Annotated in this window: 7 protein-coding genes; 4 read left to right on the top strand and 3 right to left on the bottom strand. The window is 73.9% G+C overall.

Annotated features, from left to right (window positions below; translation table 11 throughout):
- Positions 1-242 precede the first annotated feature (242 nt).
- From EV562_RS12640 to EV562_RS12625, 4 genes are all read left to right on the top strand, one after another.
- On the top strand, positions 243-8,885 hold the full coding sequence (locus EV562_RS12640; RefSeq protein WP_133886870.1) for a non-ribosomal peptide synthetase: 8,643 nt from the start codon (positions 243-245) through the stop codon (positions 8,883-8,885).
- Between the two features lie 55 nt (positions 8,886-8,940).
- Positions 8,941-12,768, top strand: coding sequence for a type I polyketide synthase (locus EV562_RS12635; protein WP_133886869.1), 3,828 nt, complete (start codon positions 8,941-8,943; stop codon positions 12,766-12,768).
- Between the two features lie 24 nt (positions 12,769-12,792).
- On the top strand, positions 12,793-14,022 hold the full coding sequence (gene ccrA, locus EV562_RS12630; protein ID WP_133886868.1) for a crotonyl-CoA carboxylase/reductase: 1,230 nt from the start codon (positions 12,793-12,795) through the stop codon (positions 14,020-14,022).
- A gap of 67 nt (positions 14,023-14,089) precedes the next feature.
- Positions 14,090-14,287 carry an antitoxin gene (locus EV562_RS12625; RefSeq protein WP_077799488.1) on the top strand — a complete coding sequence of 66 codons (198 nt, stop codon included), beginning with the start codon at positions 14,090-14,092 and terminating at the stop codon, positions 14,285-14,287.
- A 50-nt stretch (positions 14,288-14,337) separates the two neighbouring features.
- Here EV562_RS12625 and EV562_RS12620 read toward each other — a convergent pair whose 3' ends face one another.
- From EV562_RS12620 to EV562_RS12610, 3 genes are all read right to left on the bottom strand, one after another.
- A complete protein-coding gene (locus EV562_RS12620; protein ID WP_243860040.1) occupies positions 14,338-14,955 on the bottom strand; it encodes an enterobactin synthetase in 618 nt (205 codons plus the stop codon).
- A 193-nt stretch (positions 14,956-15,148) separates the two neighbouring features.
- The gene (locus EV562_RS12615) at positions 15,149-16,633 is read right to left on the bottom strand and encodes an AMP-binding protein (RefSeq protein ID WP_133886867.1); all 1,485 of its coding nucleotides are present in this window, start codon (positions 16,631-16,633) and stop codon (positions 15,149-15,151) included.
- Positions 16,633-16,881 carry an acyl carrier protein gene (locus tag EV562_RS12610; RefSeq protein ID WP_133886866.1) on the bottom strand — a complete coding sequence of 83 codons (249 nt, stop codon included), beginning with the start codon at positions 16,879-16,881 and terminating at the stop codon, positions 16,633-16,635. Before EV562_RS12610 ends, EV562_RS12615 begins: the two co-directional genes overlap by 1 nt.
- Positions 16,882-16,993: the final 112 nt, after the last annotated feature.

Below are 16,993 nucleotides of genomic sequence, written 5' to 3'. Positions count from 1 at the left end.
GGCCGGTTCGCCTTGACGCGGCCTGTGCGGGTCCCTCAACGTGCTGTGACGTGAAACCGGGGCAGACGGTGTGATCGCCCTGACCCCGGGTGTTGCGGCCTTTGCATCCCCCTGTGGGCCGCGCCCGGTGTGCGGCCGTACACCGCGCGTGGGCGGGGCGGCACGGGGGTGGCCGCACCCGTCCGATCCGGCCGGGCCTCGCCGTCCGGGACATCTTCGGTTTGCCACGTGAGGTTTGCGCTATGTCACTCCAGGACGACGCATGTCGACCGCTGTCCGGAGCCCAGGAGGGCCTCTGGTACGCCGGACGGCTCGCACCGGACAGCGCCGCGTACAACACCGCGGAGGCCGTGGAGATCCACGGGCTCCTCGACTGCGCTCTGTTCGAGACCGCGTTGCGGCGCGTCGTGGCCGAGGCCGACACCTTCGCCCTGCGGTTCGCCGACACCGACGAAGGTCCGCGCTGCCACCCGGCTCCGGACGCGGACGACTGGAGTCTGAACCGAGCCGACGTCAGCGGCGCCGCCGATCCGGAGGCCACCGCATGGGAGTACGTCCGAGCCGACCTCGCGACCCCGGTGGACCCGGAGAAGGGTCCCCTGTTCGCGCACACCCTGCTCACCCTCGCCGAGGACCGGTACTTGTGGCTGCTGAGGGCCCATCACCTGCTCCTGGACGGTTACAGCTACAAGCTCCTCGGGCGCCGCCTGGCCGAGACGTACAACGCGCTGGCCGAGGACCGCGAACCGGAGCCGTGCGCCTTCGCGCCGGTGCGCCGGCTCCAGGAGGAGGAGGCGGCCTACCTCGCCTCCGAGCGCTCTGCCCGCGACCGTGACCACTGGGCGCAGCGTCTGGCCGGCCTGCCCGAACCCGCCCGGCTCACTGCCCGCACGGCGCCGCCCACCGCGCCCTTCCTGCGCCGCACCGCCGAACTGACGCCTGCCGAGACCGACGCCCTGGACACCGCGGCCGCCCGCCTCGGTGTCCGGCGTACCGACCTGCTGACCGCCGCGACCGCCGTCTACCTGCACCGGATGACCGGCGCCCACGACCTGGTGCTGGGCATGGCCACGATGAGCCGGCTGGGCAGCGCCGCCCTGCGCACCCCCGGCACCGCCTCGGACGTCCTGCCGCTGCGCGTGGCCGCCGCCCCCTCGACGAGCGTCGCGGAACTCGCCCGGGCCGTCGCCGGCGAACTGCAGGCCCTGCGTCGCCACCAGCGCTACCGCGGCGAGTTCCTCCGCCGCGACCTGGGCCTGCTGGGCACCGGCCGTCGACTGTACGGGCCGGTGCTGAACATCGTCCCGTTCAACGAGTCCCCGGTCTTCGGCGGTCACCCCACCACCTGGCACCACCTGTCCGGCGGAGCCGTCGACGACTTGCAGATCTCTGTGCGTCCCGGACAGCGCGGCGGCGGACTGTGGCTGGCCCTCGACGCCAACCCCGCCCTGTACGGCGAGGACGAACTCGCTTTGCACCGCGACCGGTTCTGCACACTGCTGCGCCTGATGGCCGAGGCCGGCCCGGCGACGCCGCTGGGTGATCTGGACATCCTGCTGCCGGGCGAACACCCCTGCGACACACCCGCGCACACGTATCCGGTCGGGCGGACCCTGACGCAGCTGTTCGAGGAGCGGGCCGCGGCCGGGCCCGAGCGCACGGCCGTCAGCCACGGGGACGAGCGGCTCACCTACGCCGGTCTCAACGCCGAGGCAAACCGGATCGCCCGGCTGCTGACCGAGCACGGCGCGGGCCCCGGCCGGGTCGTGGCGCTCGCCCTTGAGCGCGGCATCCGGCTGCTGCCCGCCCTGCTGGCCGTCCTGAAGACCGGCGCCGCCTACCTGCCCCTGGACCCGGGTCAGCCGGCCGGGCGGCTGCTGATGGTCGTCGAGGACGCGGCCCCCGTCGTCCTCGTCACCGAACACGCCCACGCCCACCTCGCCCGGGACGCCGTCCCCACCCTGCTGCTGGACGACCCCCAGGTGGCCGCAGATCTCGCCCGCCGCCCAGGCACCGACCTGACCGACACCGAACGGCACGGTCCGCTCAGCCCGTCCGACACCGCGTACATCATCCACACCTCCGGCTCCACCGGCCGCCCCAAGGGCGTACCCGTGCCGCACGCCAACGTCGTTCGCCTCTTCGCCGCCGCGGCCGAGCACTTCGACTTCCGGGCCGACGACGTGTGGACGCTGTTCCACTCCTACGCCTTCGACTTCTCCGTGTGGGAGATCTGGGGCGCCCTGCTGCACGGTGGCCGGGTCGTCGTTGTGCCCTATGCCGTCAGCCGCTCGCCGCGCGACTTCCTCGACCTGCTGCACCGCGAGGGCGTAACCGTCCTCAGCCAGACACCGTCCGCGTTCGAGCAGCTCATCGATGCCGACGTCGAACACGGCTGCGGCAGTGGGGTGTTGCGCTATGTCATCTTCGGCGGGGAGGCCCTGCGCCCGGCGCGGCTGCGCCCCTGGGCCGACCGGCACGGCCTCGACCGACCGGCGCTGGTGAACATGTACGGCATCACCGAGACCACCGTGCACGTCACCCACCACCGCCTCACCGAAGCCGACCTGGACGACCCGCGCCGCGTCAGCGTCATCGGCCGACCGCTCGCCGACCTGCGGGTGTACCTGCTGGACCCCGAGGGACGGCCGGTACCGCCCGGCGCGACAGGGGAGATGTACGTCTCCGGCGCCGGCGTCGCCCCCGGCTACCTCAACCGACCCGAGCAGACCGCGGAACGTTTCCTCGACGACCCCTACGGCCCGCCCGGCACCCGCATGTACCGCTCGGGCGACCTGGCCCGGCGCCGTCCCGACGGCACCCTCGACTACGTCGGCCGCGCCGACGCCCAGATACAGCTGCGCGGCTTCCGCGTCGAGCCCGGCGAGATCGAGGCCGTCCTCACCGACCACCCGGGCGTCGCCCGCGCCGCCGTCGTTCCCCGCCGCACCGGCAACGGCGCCCTGCACCTCGTCGCCTACACCGTCCCCTCGGGTGACACCCCTGCGGACCCCGCCGACCTGCGCACCCACGCGGCCACACACCTGCCCGAGCACATGGTCCCGGTCGCCTGCGTCCCCGTGGACCTCCTGCCGCTGACCGCGAACGGCAAACTCGACGTGCAGGCCCTGCCCGATCCCGACTTCGCCGCCGCCGCGTCCGGCACCCGGCCGGCGACTGCGCACCAGCGCCTGGTGTGTGCCCTGTTCGAGGACGTGCTGGACCTGCCACGCGAGTCCGTGGGCGTGGACGCCCGCTTCTTCGACCTGGGCGGCGACTCCCTGCTCGCCACCCGGCTGCTGGCCCGGCTGCGGCGGCGGACCGGTGCGGAGATCCCCATCACCGCCCTGTTCGAGGCGCCGACCCCGGCGGCGCTCGCCGAACGGTTCGCCGCGGGCACGCAGGACGCCCCGCCCCGACCCGTCCTCGGCGCCGTCGTTCGCCCGCAGCGGGTGCCGCTGTCCTTCGCCCAGGAACGCATGTGGTTCCTGAACCGGCTCGACGAGGGTGCGGCCACCTACCACATCCCGCTCCTGGTTCCCGTCGGATCCGGCCTGGACACCGAGGCGCTCCAGGCCGCGCTCGGGGACCTGGCCGACCGGCACGAGAGCCTGCGCACGGTGATCGCCGAACAGGACGGGACGGCCTCCCAGCGCATCCTGGCGCCCGGAGAGCTGCGCACGGTGCTGCGGCGCGTCGACTGCCCCGCCGCGGAGATCGCCGCCCACGTCCACGCAGCCTCGCGCCGCCCCTTCGACCTGACGGCGGAAAGCCCCCTGGCGGCCTGGCTGTTGGGCACCGGCAGTGACCGGGTCCTGCTGTTCGTACTGCACCACAGCGCCGCCGATGGCTGGTCGCTCACCCCCTTCGCCGCCGACCTGTCCGTCGCCTACGCCGCCCGCCGGGCGGGCCGGGCACCGGAGTGGCCCCCGCTGACGGTCCAGTACGCCGACTACGCGCTGTGGCAGCGCGCCCTGCTCGCGCCCGGTCCGGACAGCCCCGGCCGCCTGGAGCGGCTCACCACCCACTGGCGCGGCGTGCTGGACGCTCTGCCCGAGGAGTGCACGCTGCCCGGCGACCGGCCCCGTCCCACCGCACCGCGGGGCGCGGGCGCGCACGTCGAAGTCGCCGTCGACGCCGACCTGCACCGTGCACTGCTGCGGCTGGCCGACCGCGAGGGCGCCAGCCTGTTCATGGTGCTGCACGCCGCCGTCAGCGCCCTGCTCACCCGCTGCGGCGCCGGCGAGGACATCGTCCTCGGCACTCCCGTCGCCGGTCGCACCGAACCCGGCCTTGACCCCCTGATCGGCCTGATCACCAACACCCTCGTACTGCGTGCCGACACCTCCGGCGACCCCGCCTTCCTTGACCTTCTCGCCCGGTTGCGCACCGCCGACCTGGCCGCCCTGGACCACCAGGACCTGCCCTTCGACCGGCTGGTGGAGGACCTCAACCCGACCCGCGCGCCCGGCCGGCACCCCCTGTTCCAGGTGATGCTGGCCCTGCAGAACAACGCACCCGCCGTCCTCGAACTCGACGGCACCCGCACCTGGTTGCGGCCCACCGCCACCGGCACCGCCAAGTTCGACCTGTTCGTCGACGTCCTTCAGCACCACGATGCCGCGGGCGCCCCCGACGGCCTGACCCTGCAAGTCGAGTACGCCACCGACCTCTACGACGCCCGGACCGCCGAGGCGTTCGCCCGCGCCCTGCACGACGTCCTGCGCACGGTGAGCACCGACCCCGCCGTCCACCTCGGGCAGCTGCCCGCGCTTCCCGAGCGCACCGCCTTCCCGGCCACGGTCGACACGGCCGAGCTCGCGGACGCGGCCCGGTCCGTGCCCGGCATCCGCGAGGCCTACGTGTTGCCCGGCCACGGCGACGCCCCCGCCTGCCTGTACGTGGTGCCCGGGCGGCCCGACGCCGCCGAACGCGTCGAGGAGGTCCTGGCCCGCGCGGGCAACGGCACGGTCCGTGTCACGGCGGTGAACGCCCTGCCCCGGACCGAGGACGGCGGCGTCGACAGCGCGGCACTGCGGGCCCTGCCCGCCGTCGACACGACCGCGGCCAGGACCTGGCGGCAGCGGCTGGCCGAGCTGCCCGGCGTCACAGCCGTCGACGTGGCGATGGAGAACGCCCCCGAGGAACTGGAACGCCGCCACACCGGCCTGCCCGACCGCCCCGCTCAGGCCGCCTCCACCGCCCGCCCCGAGCCGGTCCGCGCCGTCCCCGCCGTCAGCGAGGGCCCCGCCCTGATCGAACCGTCCGTGCCGAGCTGGGTCGAGGCCCTGCGCCGCGCCGCCGCACGCGAGAAGGGCGACATCGTCCACGTCCACGACGACGGCAGCGAGCACCGGCGCACCTACGCATCCCTGATCCCCGAGGCATCCCGCGTCCTGGCCGGGCTGCGCCGGGCCGGCCTGCGTCCGGGCGACCGGGTCATCCTCCAGTGCGACGTCACCGAGGACTTCCTCGCCGTGCTGTGGGGCTGCGTCCTCGGCGGCTTCGTCGCCGTCCCGCTGACCGTCCCCGCCTCCTACGAGAGCCCCTCCGCGGCGCTGGCCAAGCTGGAGGGCATCTGGCGGATGCTCGGCCGGCCCTCGATCGTCTGCTCCGCCGGGCGCGAGGCCGGGCTGCGTGCGGTCGCCGCCCTGCAGGACGGGCCCGGGCCGCGCGTCACCACCGCCGAGGCCCTGCGCGCCGCGCCCGAGGACCACGACTGGTACCCCGCCCGGCCCGACGACCTGATGCTGATGCTGATGACGTCCGGCAGCACCGGCCTGCCCAAGGCGGTACGGCTCACCCACCGCAACGTGCTGACCCGCTCGGCCGCCACCGAGCAGCTCAACGGCCTCGGCGCCGACGACGTCTCCCTGAACTGGATCCCGCTCGACCACGTCACCGGCGTCGTCATGTTCCACCTGCGCGACGTGTACCTGGGCTGCCGCCAGATCCACGCCCCCACCCCCTGGATACTGCAGGACCCGCTGCGCTGGATGGACCTCGCCGACCGGCACCGGGTCACCGTCACCTGGGCGCCCAACTTCGCCTTCGGGCTCCTGGCCGAACAGTCCCACCGCTTCACCGGCCGTGACTGGGACCTGTCGCCGATGCGGTTGGTGATGAACGCAGGCGAGGTCGTCGTCGCGTCCGCGGCCCGGGGCTTCCTGCACGCGCTGAGGCCCTTCGGCCTGCCGCAGGACGTGATGCACCCCGGCTGGGGCATGTCCGAGACCTGCTCGGTGGTCACCGACGCCGTCCTGCCCGCCGAACAGGTCCCGGGCGAGGGCACGTTCGTGAGCTGCGGCCGCCCCTACCCGGGCTTCGCCATGCGGGTCGTCGACGAACAGGGCGCTGTCCTGCCCGAGGGCGAGGCGGGCCGCTTCCAGGTCCGCGGCACCTCGGTGACCGCCGGCTACCACGACAATCCGGCCGCCACCGCGGAGGCGTTCACCGACGACGGCTGGTTCGACACCGGCGACCTGGCGTTCCTGCGTGACGGAGAGCTCTACGTCACCGGCCGCGCCAAGGACGTCATCATCGTCAACGGCGTCAACCACTACAGCCACGAGATCGAGGCCTGCGTGGAGGAACTCCCCCACGCGGAGCGGAGTTTCACCGCCGCGGTCGCGGTACGCACCGACCCCGCCTCGCCCACCGACGAACTCGCCCTGTTCCTGCACCTCACCCCCGAGGCCGGCGCCGACCCGGCCCGCGCCCTGCGTGAGGTCGCCGGCAAGGTCACCCGGGAGATCGGCGTCAGCCCGGCCTTCCTCATCCCGGTGGCGCGGGACGCCGTCCCCAAGACGGAGATCGGCAAGATCCAGCGCACCAAGCTGCGCAAGAGCTTCGAGGCGGGCGACTTCGACGACGAGGTGCGCCGCACCCAGGTGCTGCTGGGCACCGCGGCCACCGTCCCCGACTGGTTCCTGCGCCCGGTGTGGCAGCGGACGCAACGCCCCGACGCCCCCGCCGTGGCGCCGGGCCGGCACACCCTCGTCCTGGCGGGCGGCGACCCTCGGGTCGGCGCACTCGCCAAGCGGCTTGCCGACGCGCTGCGCTCGGTGGGCGGCCTGTGCACGGTGGTCGAGGAGGCGGCCGCGTACGAGCGGGTGGACGCCGCCCACTACCGGGTCCGGCCCTTGGAGACCGCCGACTACGTCGCACTGCTGGGCCAGTTGGCGGACGACGAGCGGCCCGTCGACGCCGTCCTGTACCTGGGCGGGCTCCGCGGCACGGAAGAGCCGCCGGTGGCGCCGGACGACACGACGGGCGTGGAGCGGCTGCTGGCGTTCGCCCGGGCCCTCGCCGGCCGGCCCGGCCCGCAGCGTCCCGTGGACCTGGTGTACGTCTCGGCGGGCGCCCAGGCCGTGCGGCCCGGTGACCGGCCCTCACCGGCGCACGCCATGGCCGCGGCCCTGCTGAAGTCGCTGGCCGAGGAGTCCGCCGCGCTGCGGGCCCGCCACCTCGACCTGCCCGCCGACGACACCGCGGACCCGTTGACCGTCCTCGCGGCCGAGGCGGCGCACACCGTCGACGGCGCGGACGTCGCCCTCCGCGACGGACACCGCTACGTACGCCGCCTCGCCCCCCTGCCCGAAACCCCCTCCCGCGCCGAACCCCCCGCGCACGGTGGCTTCACCCTGATCACCGGCGGCCTCGGTGGTGTCGGGGCCGAGATCGCCGCCCACCTGCTGCGCACCCCCGGCACCCGGCTGCTCGTCCTCGGCCGCACCCCCGAAGACGAGGCCCGCGCCCTGCCGGGGCTGCGTGAGCGGGGAGAGGTCCGCTATGCCAGCGCCGACGTCACCGACGAACACCAGGTGCGGGCCGCCGTCGAGGCCGCCGCCGAGACCTGGGGCGTGCCCTTGAGGTCAGTGCTGCATCTGGCGGGCACGCTCGTGGAACGCCCCGTGCGCGACCTGGACACCACCACCTGGCGCCGGGCGCTGGAGGCGAAGGTGCGCGGCGCGTGGACGCTGCACCGGCTCACCGCCGACCACCCGCACGTCTCGTTCGTCACCTTCTCCACGGTCAACGGCTTCTTCGGCGGCGCCATGAACGCCGCCTACGCCGCCGCCAACGCCTACCTGGACGCCCTCGCCGAGTACCGCCGCAGCCTCGACCTGCCCGCGCAGTCGCTGGCCTGGAGCATGTGGCGCAACCGTGGCCTGAGCCGCGGCTACGGTCTCACCGCCCTCACCGAGGCCCGGGGCTACCGGTTGCTCGACCCGCCGGCCGCGCTGCGCTCGTTCGACTTCGCCCGCACCCTGGACGAACCGCACCTGTTGATCGGCGCCGACCGCACCGCCCCCTGGGTGGGCAGCCACGTCGTGGCACCCGTGCGCCAGACCCGGCGCCTGGCCGCCCGCGTCGGCCTGGAGGACGGCACCGACCTGGGAGCCCTGTACCGAGCCGCGGCCGCCGGTGCCCAGGCGGCCGGCCTGTCCGACGACGCGTGGACGCTTGCCTCGGCGGGCACCGGCGCCCGCCCGAACGAGCCCGAGACGGAAGAAGACCTGCGGCGCCTGGAGGGCCGGCTCGCCCAGCTGTGGCGCGAGGTCCTGAACCGCGACCGGGTGGGCCTGGACGACAACTTCTTCGACCTGGGCGGCAACTCGCTGCTCCTGGTCACCGCGCAGAGCGCCGTCAACCGCGCCATCGGCAGCGAGCTGTCCGTCGTCGACCTCTTCGCGCACCCCACAGTCCGGGACCTGGCCCGCCACCTGGCGGCCACCGGCGCGGGCCCGGTGGCCGGCGTCGAAGCGGCCTCCCGGCCGGAGAGCGGCGACGGCCTGGACCGCGCCAGGGAACAGGCCCGCCGGCAACGCGCGGCCCGCGCCCGCCGCTCCGCCCGCCAGGGCAAGGACCGCGGCCATATCTGAGCGGACCGACCGCACTGCGTACACCACCGAACCGGGAGAGGACGAGGCACAGGCCGTGCACAACACCACCGCATCCCACGAGGACGACCTGCCCGCCGTCGCCGTCATCGGCCTGGCGGGCCGCTTCCCCGGCGCCGACGATCTCGACGCCTTCTGGGACAACCTCGCGGCCGGCCGGGAGTCCGTACGGCCCGTCACCGACGAGGAGTTCCTCGCCGTCGGCGGCGACGCGCGAGACCTCGACGACCCGGCCCTGATCCGCATGGCGTCGGTGGTCGAGGGCATCGACCGCTTCGACTCCGGCTTCTTCGGCTACAGCCCCGCCGAGGCCGCCGTCGTCGACCCCCAGCAGCGGCTGCTGCTGGAGACGGCCTACCACGCCCTGGAGGACGCCGGCTGCCTCGGCGGAGACCGTGCGGGGGAGGCGTTCGGCGTGTACGCGGGGGCCGGCGACAGCCGCTACTACCCCGCCCACGTCCACCCCCGCTACGCCGGACAGCCCGGCTCGGTGGCGCTCGTCCACGCCGCCACCGCCAACTCCCTCGGCACGCTCGCCACCCGCGTGTCCTACGAACTGGGCCTCACCGGGCCCAGCGTGTCCCTGCAGACCGCGTGCTCCACCGCGCTGGTCGCCGTGCACACCGCCTGCCAGGACCTGCTCGACCACCGCTGCGACACCGCGCTCGCCGCCGCCGTCTCCCTCAACCCCTCCGCAGTACTGGGTTACCGCCACGTACCCGACGGGCCCTTCTCGCCCGACGGGCACTGCCGCGCCTTCGCCGCGGACGCCGCCGGCACCTCCTCCGGCGACGGTGTGGGCGCCGTCGTACTCAAGCGGCTCGAGGACGCCCTCGCCGACGGCGACCGCATCCGCGCCGTCATCCGCGGCAGCGCCGTCAACAACGACGGCCGGCGCAAGGTGGGCTTCAGCGCGCCCAGCGCCGCCGGACAGACCGAGGTCATCCTCGCCGCGCAGGCCCAGGCCGAGGTCGACGCCGCCACCATCGGCTTGATCGAGGCGCACGGCACCGCCACCAAACTCGGCGACCCCATCGAGGTGTCCGCCCTGACGGAAGCCTTCCGGCACAGCACGGACCGCACCGGGTTCTGCGCGCTCGGCTCGGTCAAGACCAACATCGGCCACCTCGGAGCCGCCGCCGGCATCGCCGGACTCATCAAGGCGGTCCTGGCCCTGGAGCACCGGCAGATCCCGCCGAGCCTGCACTTCGACCGGCCCAACCCGCTCATCGACTTCGACGCGAGCCCCTTCCGCGTGCCGACCGCGCTGGAGGAGTGGCCCGAGGGCGACCACCCCCGCCGCGCGGCCGTCAGCGCCTTCGGTATCGGCGGCACCAACGCCCACGTCATCCTGGAGGAAGCCCCCCGCACGCCCCCCGCCCCGCCCCGCCCGCCCCACGACGGCCGCCGCCTGGTGCTGCCCCTGTCGGCGCGCACCGCCGGCGCCCTGCGCGGCCAGGCCACCGCACTCGCCCGGCACCTCGAACGCCGGCCCGACCTGCGCCTGGACGACGTGGCCCACTCCCTGCGCACCGACCGGCCCGCACTGCGACACCGGCTCACCGTCACGGCGGCCACCCGCAAGGAGGCCCTGGACGCACTGCGCTCCGCGACCCCGGCCGCCCCTCCGCTCGCCGACGCCCCGGCCCGCGTGGCGTTCCTGCTGCCCGGCGGCGGCACCCAGTACCCGGGCATGGGCAAGGAGCTGTACCGCGACCAGGCCGTCTACCGCGACACCGTCGACGAGTGCGCCCGCATCCTGCGGCCCGTCCTCGGTGCCGACCTGCGCACCGCCCTCTTCGAGGAGCAACGGCCCGACGACACCTCCGCCTTCCTCGGGCTCGTCGTCACCGAGTACGCCCTGGGCCGTGCGCTCATGGAGTCGGGCGTGCGCCCCGACGCGCTGATCGGCCACTCGCTCGGCGAGTACACGGCCGCCTGCCTGGCCGGCGTCATCGACCTCGCCGACATGCTGCCCCTGGTCACCGAACGCATCCGGCTCATCAGTTCCGCCGGCGGAGCCACCGTCGGCGTCGCAGCTCCGGCCGAACGGATCAGGCCGCTGCTCGACACCGACCTGTCCCTCGCCGCTGTCAACGGCCCCACCGCCTGCACGGTCGCCGGACACCTCGGCGCCGTCACCCGCTTCGAGGCCGTACTCACCCGGCGCGGCATCCCGTTCCGCCGCCTGCGCATCCCCGTCGCGGCCCACTCGCACGTCCTGGACCCGGTCCTGCCGGCCTACGAGACCCACCTGCGCCAGGTCACCCTGCGTCCGCCGCGCATCCCGTACGTCACCAACGTCACCGGTACCTGGGTCACCGACGCCCAGGCCACCTCCGTCCAGCACTGGCTCGCCCACACCCGCGACACCGTGCGGTTCGCCGACGGCATCACCGCCCTGTGGGACCGGCTGCACCCCGTGCTCGTGGAGATCGGGCCGGGCGACACCCTGAGCAAGCTCGCCGCCGGCCGCCTCACCGACCGGACGCCGATGACGGTGACCACCATGCGCCACGCCAAGGCCGAGGCGTCCGACGGTTTCGTCCTCGCCGAAGCGCTGGGACGGCTGTGGAGCGCGGGCGTGGACCGCGCGCTGCCCCCGGTGCCGGGCGCACCCCGGCGGGTGCCGCTGCCTCCGTACGCCTTCGAGCGCCACCGTCACTGGATCGACGCGCCCGGCGCCCGGACGGAGCCCGCCCCCTCCGACGACACCACGACGACGGCAGGCCCCGGCCTCGCCCCCCGGCCCCGGCTGACGACCGAACACGTACCGCCCCGCGACGACCGCGAACGGGAGGTCACCCGGCTCTGGGAGGAGACCCTCGGCATCGGCGGCATCGGAGTGCACGACAACTTCTTCGACCTCGGTGGTGACTCGATGCGCGCCGTGCTGCTGGCGGGACGGCTGCGCCAGACCGGCGTCCTCCAAGTCCCGGCGGCGACCCTGCTGGCCGCGCCCACCGTGGCCGGAGTCCTGGCCGCGGCCGGCCGGCCGGACGGGCCGGCCCCCGAGACCACCTCTTCCGCGCTCGGCCCGCTGCTGCCGCTGCGTGCCGAGGGCAGCGCCGCCCCCCTGTTCTGCGTCCACCCCGGCGCGGGCGTCGCCTGGCGCTACACGGGCCTGCTGCCCCACCTCGGCGGCGATCAGCCCGTCTACGGCATCCAGGCCGCCGGCCTCGACGGCACCCGGCCGCCCGCCCCTGACGCCACCGCCATGGTCGACCACTACCTCGACCTGGTACGCCGGGTGCAACCCCGCGGCCCCTACCGGCTGCTGGGCTGGTCCTACGGCGGATTCGTCGCCCACGCCATGGCCTGCGCCCTGCAACGCGACGGCGAGCAGGTCGAACTCCTCGCGATGCTCGACGCGCCCCAGCCGCACGGCACGGCACACGACGCTGACGCCACAGAACGTCAGGTCGCCGCCCTGCTGTCCAGGGTGGCCGGAATCCCCGTCGACGCACAGACCTCCGTGGAGGCCGTCCTGGACCAGATCGGCGCCCGCGTCGCGGCCGACCCGGCGAGCGTCCCCGTCAGCGGCGCCGAGGCCGCCGCCATCGCTGCCGTCATGCGCAACAACCTGCGCATCGCGCCCCACTTCACCCCTGGCACCTACCGCGGTGACGTGCTGTTCTTCAGCGCCGTCGAGGAGCAGCGCACCCGACACCCGGCGGATCTGGCGGTGCTGCCCGGCAAGGCCGACAGCTGGCGGCCGCACGTCGACGGAACCCTTCACGACCACCGCGTGCCCTGCGGCCACTACGAGATGACCGAACCCGAACCCATCGCCCGCATCGGCGAAGCGGTGACGAAGGCACTACGTGCCCTCGGCGACCGCGCCTGCACACCCCCTTCCCCGTGAAACCGTGCGACGAGGAGAACCAGCGTGCAAGCGACCCAGGATCTCTACGAACTCGGTGACGCCCCCGAGATCGGCACCGCCCCGAAGAAGATGTACGCCTCGCTCATCCGCCGTGAGCGCTACGGACAGCCCGTCGACGCCTTCCGTACCGAGGTGGTCGACGTGCCGCCCGTGGGGCGCGGCCAGGTCCTGGTGAAGGTGATGGCGGCCGGCATCAACTACAACAACGTCTGGGCGGCACTCGGTTCGCCGCTCGACGTGATCGCCGCACGGCAGAAGGCCGGCGCCGCCGAGGACTTCCACATCGGCGGCTCCGACCTGTCCGGGATCGTGTGGGCGGTCGGCGAGGACGTACGCGGGGTGGGGCTCGGCGACGAGGTCATCGTCCTCGCCAACCGCTGGGACGAGAAGGCCGAGGACATCCGTCTCGGCGGCGACCCCACGTGGTCCGCCACCCAGCGGGTGTGGGGCTACGAGGAGAACTACGGCTCGTTCGCCCAGTTCGCCGTCGTCGACGACTACATGTGCCACCCGAAGCCCGCACGGCTGCCCTGGGCGGAGGCCGCCTGCTACATGGCGACCGCCGCCACCGCCTACCGCCAGCTCTTCGGCTGGCCGCCGCACACGGTCCGCCCCGGCGACCCGGTACTGATCTGGGGTGGCGCGGGCGGACTGGGCTGCATCGCCATCCAGCTCGTCCGGCACGTCGGCGGCATCCCCGTCGCGGTCGTCTCCAGCGAGGAACGGGGCGAGTTCTGCCTCAAACTGGGCGCCGAGGGCTTCATCGACCGGCGGAGGTTCGATCACTGGGGGAGGCTCCCGGACGCCTCCGACGAAGCGGCGATGGCACGCTGGCTGTCGGGAGCCAGGGCCTTCGGGCGGGCCTTCTGGGAGGTGCTGGGCGAGCGCCGCAGTCCACGCATCGTGCTGGAACACTCCGGCGCCGACACCATCCCCACCTCCCTGTACCTGTGCGGCAACGGCGGCATGGTCGTGCTGTGCGGTGGCACCACCGGCTACAACGGCGACGTCGACCTGCGGTTCCTGTGGATGCGGCAGAAGCGGCTGCAGGGCTCGCACGTCGCCACGGCACGAGAAGCACGTGAGGTCACCCGGCTGATCGACCAGGGGATCATCGATCCGTGCCTGTCCCAGACCTTCGACTTCGACGAGATCGGCCTCGCCCACCAGCTCATCCACGACAACCGGCACCCGGCGGGCAACATGGCGGCCCGAGTGGGCGACCTGGGGTGATTCGCCCGCGGCCTGAGGGGTACCTGCGGCGGGGTACGACGCACGCGCACCTCTTGGAGGTACCCCCATGGGCAAGCTGGGCGACATGATGAACAAGGCCAAGGAGATGGCCAAGGGTCACCCCGACCAGGCGGACAAGGGCGTCTCGGGCGCCGAGCGCATGGTCGACGAGCGCACGGGCAACAAGTACGACGCCCAGACCGACAAGGCGGCCGGCGCGGTGCGGCGTTCCTACCGGGACGGCGGCACGACGCCGGAGCGCTGACCCGTCGCCCCGCCCGTTCCCCGGCGCACCCGGGGAACGGGCGGCTTCTGTCAGCCGGGGATGGCGTCCCAGCCGGTCACGTAACTGAAGATTCCCGCCGCCCCGACGTGCACGACCCGCACCCGCACGGCACGCGCGGGATCCACGCGAAGGCAGACGCGCAGTTCGTCCCCGCAGGACGTTGCCCGCAAGTCCCGCAGGCCCCCGTCCGCCGCGGCGAGGGCCTTCCACGCAGATTCCTTGGCGGAGAACAATGCGGTCACCGACCAGACCACGAGCAGCGGCTCCTCGTCGGCACGCAGCACCAGACGGGCCGCCGCGCGGGGGAGGGGCCGCTGCTCCAGGTCACAGCCGAGAGGCAATTCCCCGTCGGCACCGCGCGCCACGGCGACGGCGATCCCCGCACTGTGCGAGATCGACGCGGCCCGGCCCGGCGGGAACACCGGCAGGCGCCCCGACCGGGGGATCTCACCACAGTCCAGCCCCACCGCCCACAGGGCCCGGCGGGCGGCCCGCCGGCCGGCCAGGAACTCCCGCCGCCGCTGCTCCGGCATCGACGCCGCGGCGGCCGCCTCGGCGGGCCCGGCCGGTTCCGCACCCGGCTCGGATGCGGCGGCGACGCCGAGCCCGAGTCCGACGGCGAGAAGGAGCGGACGCAGCGCGGCCAAATCATCGCGTACCCACGGCAGCGGCTTGCCACGGTGCGGCCCCTCTTCGGCCCGGCCCCACCACAGGGGTCTCCCGCAACCCCGAACCGCCGGCACAAGCTCCGCACCAGCTCGGGCCGGCCACGGCGTCCGCGTCGTGGCCGGCCCGGGGCACGTCGGGCGTTCACTCATCGCCGTCCGCCCTCGCGCGCCCTCATACCCGCAGCAGCTTCTTGATGATCTTGCCGGCGGGATTGCGCGGCACCTGTTCGACGAACTCCACCCGCCGCGGCCGCTTGTACGGCGCGAGCAGCGCCGTCACGTGTGCGAGCAACTCCGCGGTGCTCGGCTCCGCGTCCGCCTCCAGGGTCACGTAGGCCAGCGGCACCTCGCCGTAGTCCTCGTCGGGCATGCCGACGACCGCCGCGTCCCGGACCGCCGGGTGGGTCACCAGGGCGCGCTCGATCTCGGAGGGGTAGACGTTCTGACCCGCGCGGATGATCACGTCCTTGGTGCGGTCCACCAGGCTCATGCGGCCCTCGTCGTCCATGAAGCCGAGGTCACCCGTCCTGACCCAGCCGTCGCGGGTGATCTCGCGGGTGGCCTCCGGGTCGTTCCAGTAGCCCTGCATGACGCCCGGTCCGCGCACCACGATTTCGCCGATCTCGCCGGGCGGCAGTTCCCGGCCTGTCTCGTCGACAGCGCGGGCGGACATGCCCGGCACGACCCGTCCGCACGGGATGCGGGCGGTCACGTCCCCGGGCGCGGGGTGCTCGTCGGGACCGAGCGTGACGAACGGGCCCCCCACCTCGGTCATGCCGTACACCTGCCGGAAGCCGCACCCGAGCCGTTCGACCGCGTCGGCGTAGACGTCGAGCGGCATGGGGGCGGCCCCGTACAGCACCTCCCGCAGGGAGGACAGGTCGGTGTGCCCGGACGCCTTCGCCCGAAGCATGAAGCGCAGCATCTGAGGCACCAGCCACATATGCGTGGCGCGGTGCCGCTCCACCGCCGACAGCGCCCGCTGCGGAGTGAATCCGGGCATCAGCACGATCGTCGCTCCGGCCGCCAGGTAGGTGAGGGAAACGACCATGCTGCCGTGGTACAGCGGGCAGCAGTTGACCATGACGATGTCGTCGGTGGGGCGGGCCATCACGAGCCAGCCGAGGGCGATCGCGCGGAAGGACGCGCTGTCGACCGTCACGCCCTTGGCCTGCCCGGTGGTCGCCGAGGTGTGCAGTACGGCGATGGGGTCGGTGTCGGCGACGTCCGGCAGCTCCCGCTCCTCGGCCAGGGTGCCCAGCGCCGCGAAGGCTGGCTTGTCGACGGCGACCCGGAGACGCACCGACTTCGGCAGTTCGGCGTGTCGGTCGAGCAGTGCGGACTCGCCGAGGACGGCCACCGCGCCGACGCGCTCGACGATCCCGGCGACCTCGAGCTCGGCCAGGCTGTGATTGAGCGGCACGAACAGCGCGCCGAGACGGGCCAACGCGAAGTAGCACTCCAGGACCTCGATCCGGTCCTTGGAGAGCACGGCCACCCGGTCACCCCGTCCGATGCCCAATTCCGCCAGTCCGTGCGCCAGTTGCCGCGTACGGTCGTGCAGCTCGGTCCAGGTGACGCTGCGTTCGTCGTCCACCAGCGCGATCCGGCCGGGCCGGCACTGGCGGTTGCGCTCCAGCAGCTGTGTCAGCCACATCACGCACCACCGCTCGCGCCGGCGCCCGCGCGCTCGGCCACGAAACGCTCGTAGTCACCGATCGTGCGCAGCCCCTCCATGTCCTCGGCGGTGATTTCGACCCCGAGCCGCTGCTCGACCAGCAGGACCAGGCGCACCAGGTCCCCGGAGTCGATGCCGCTGGCGGCCAGGTCGGCGTCGTCGCCGATCCGGTCGGCGTACTCGACGGTGCCGGTGAGTTCGACCAGCAATTCCCTGATGGTGCTCATGGTTTCCCCTTTCGCCTCGGCGTGCCGGCCGCCGCGGTCCACGGACTGTCACCTCCTCAAGAGGCCGCCGCGGCCCGGCCGCACTCCCCGGACCGCCCCGTGAGCTTTGTCA

Origin of the sequence: Streptomyces sp. BK208 (assembly GCF_004364245.1) — a bacterium.
Lineage (GTDB): Bacteria > Actinomycetota > Actinomycetes > Streptomycetales > Streptomycetaceae > Streptomyces.
This window is presented reverse-complemented; position numbering and strand designations above follow the sequence as displayed.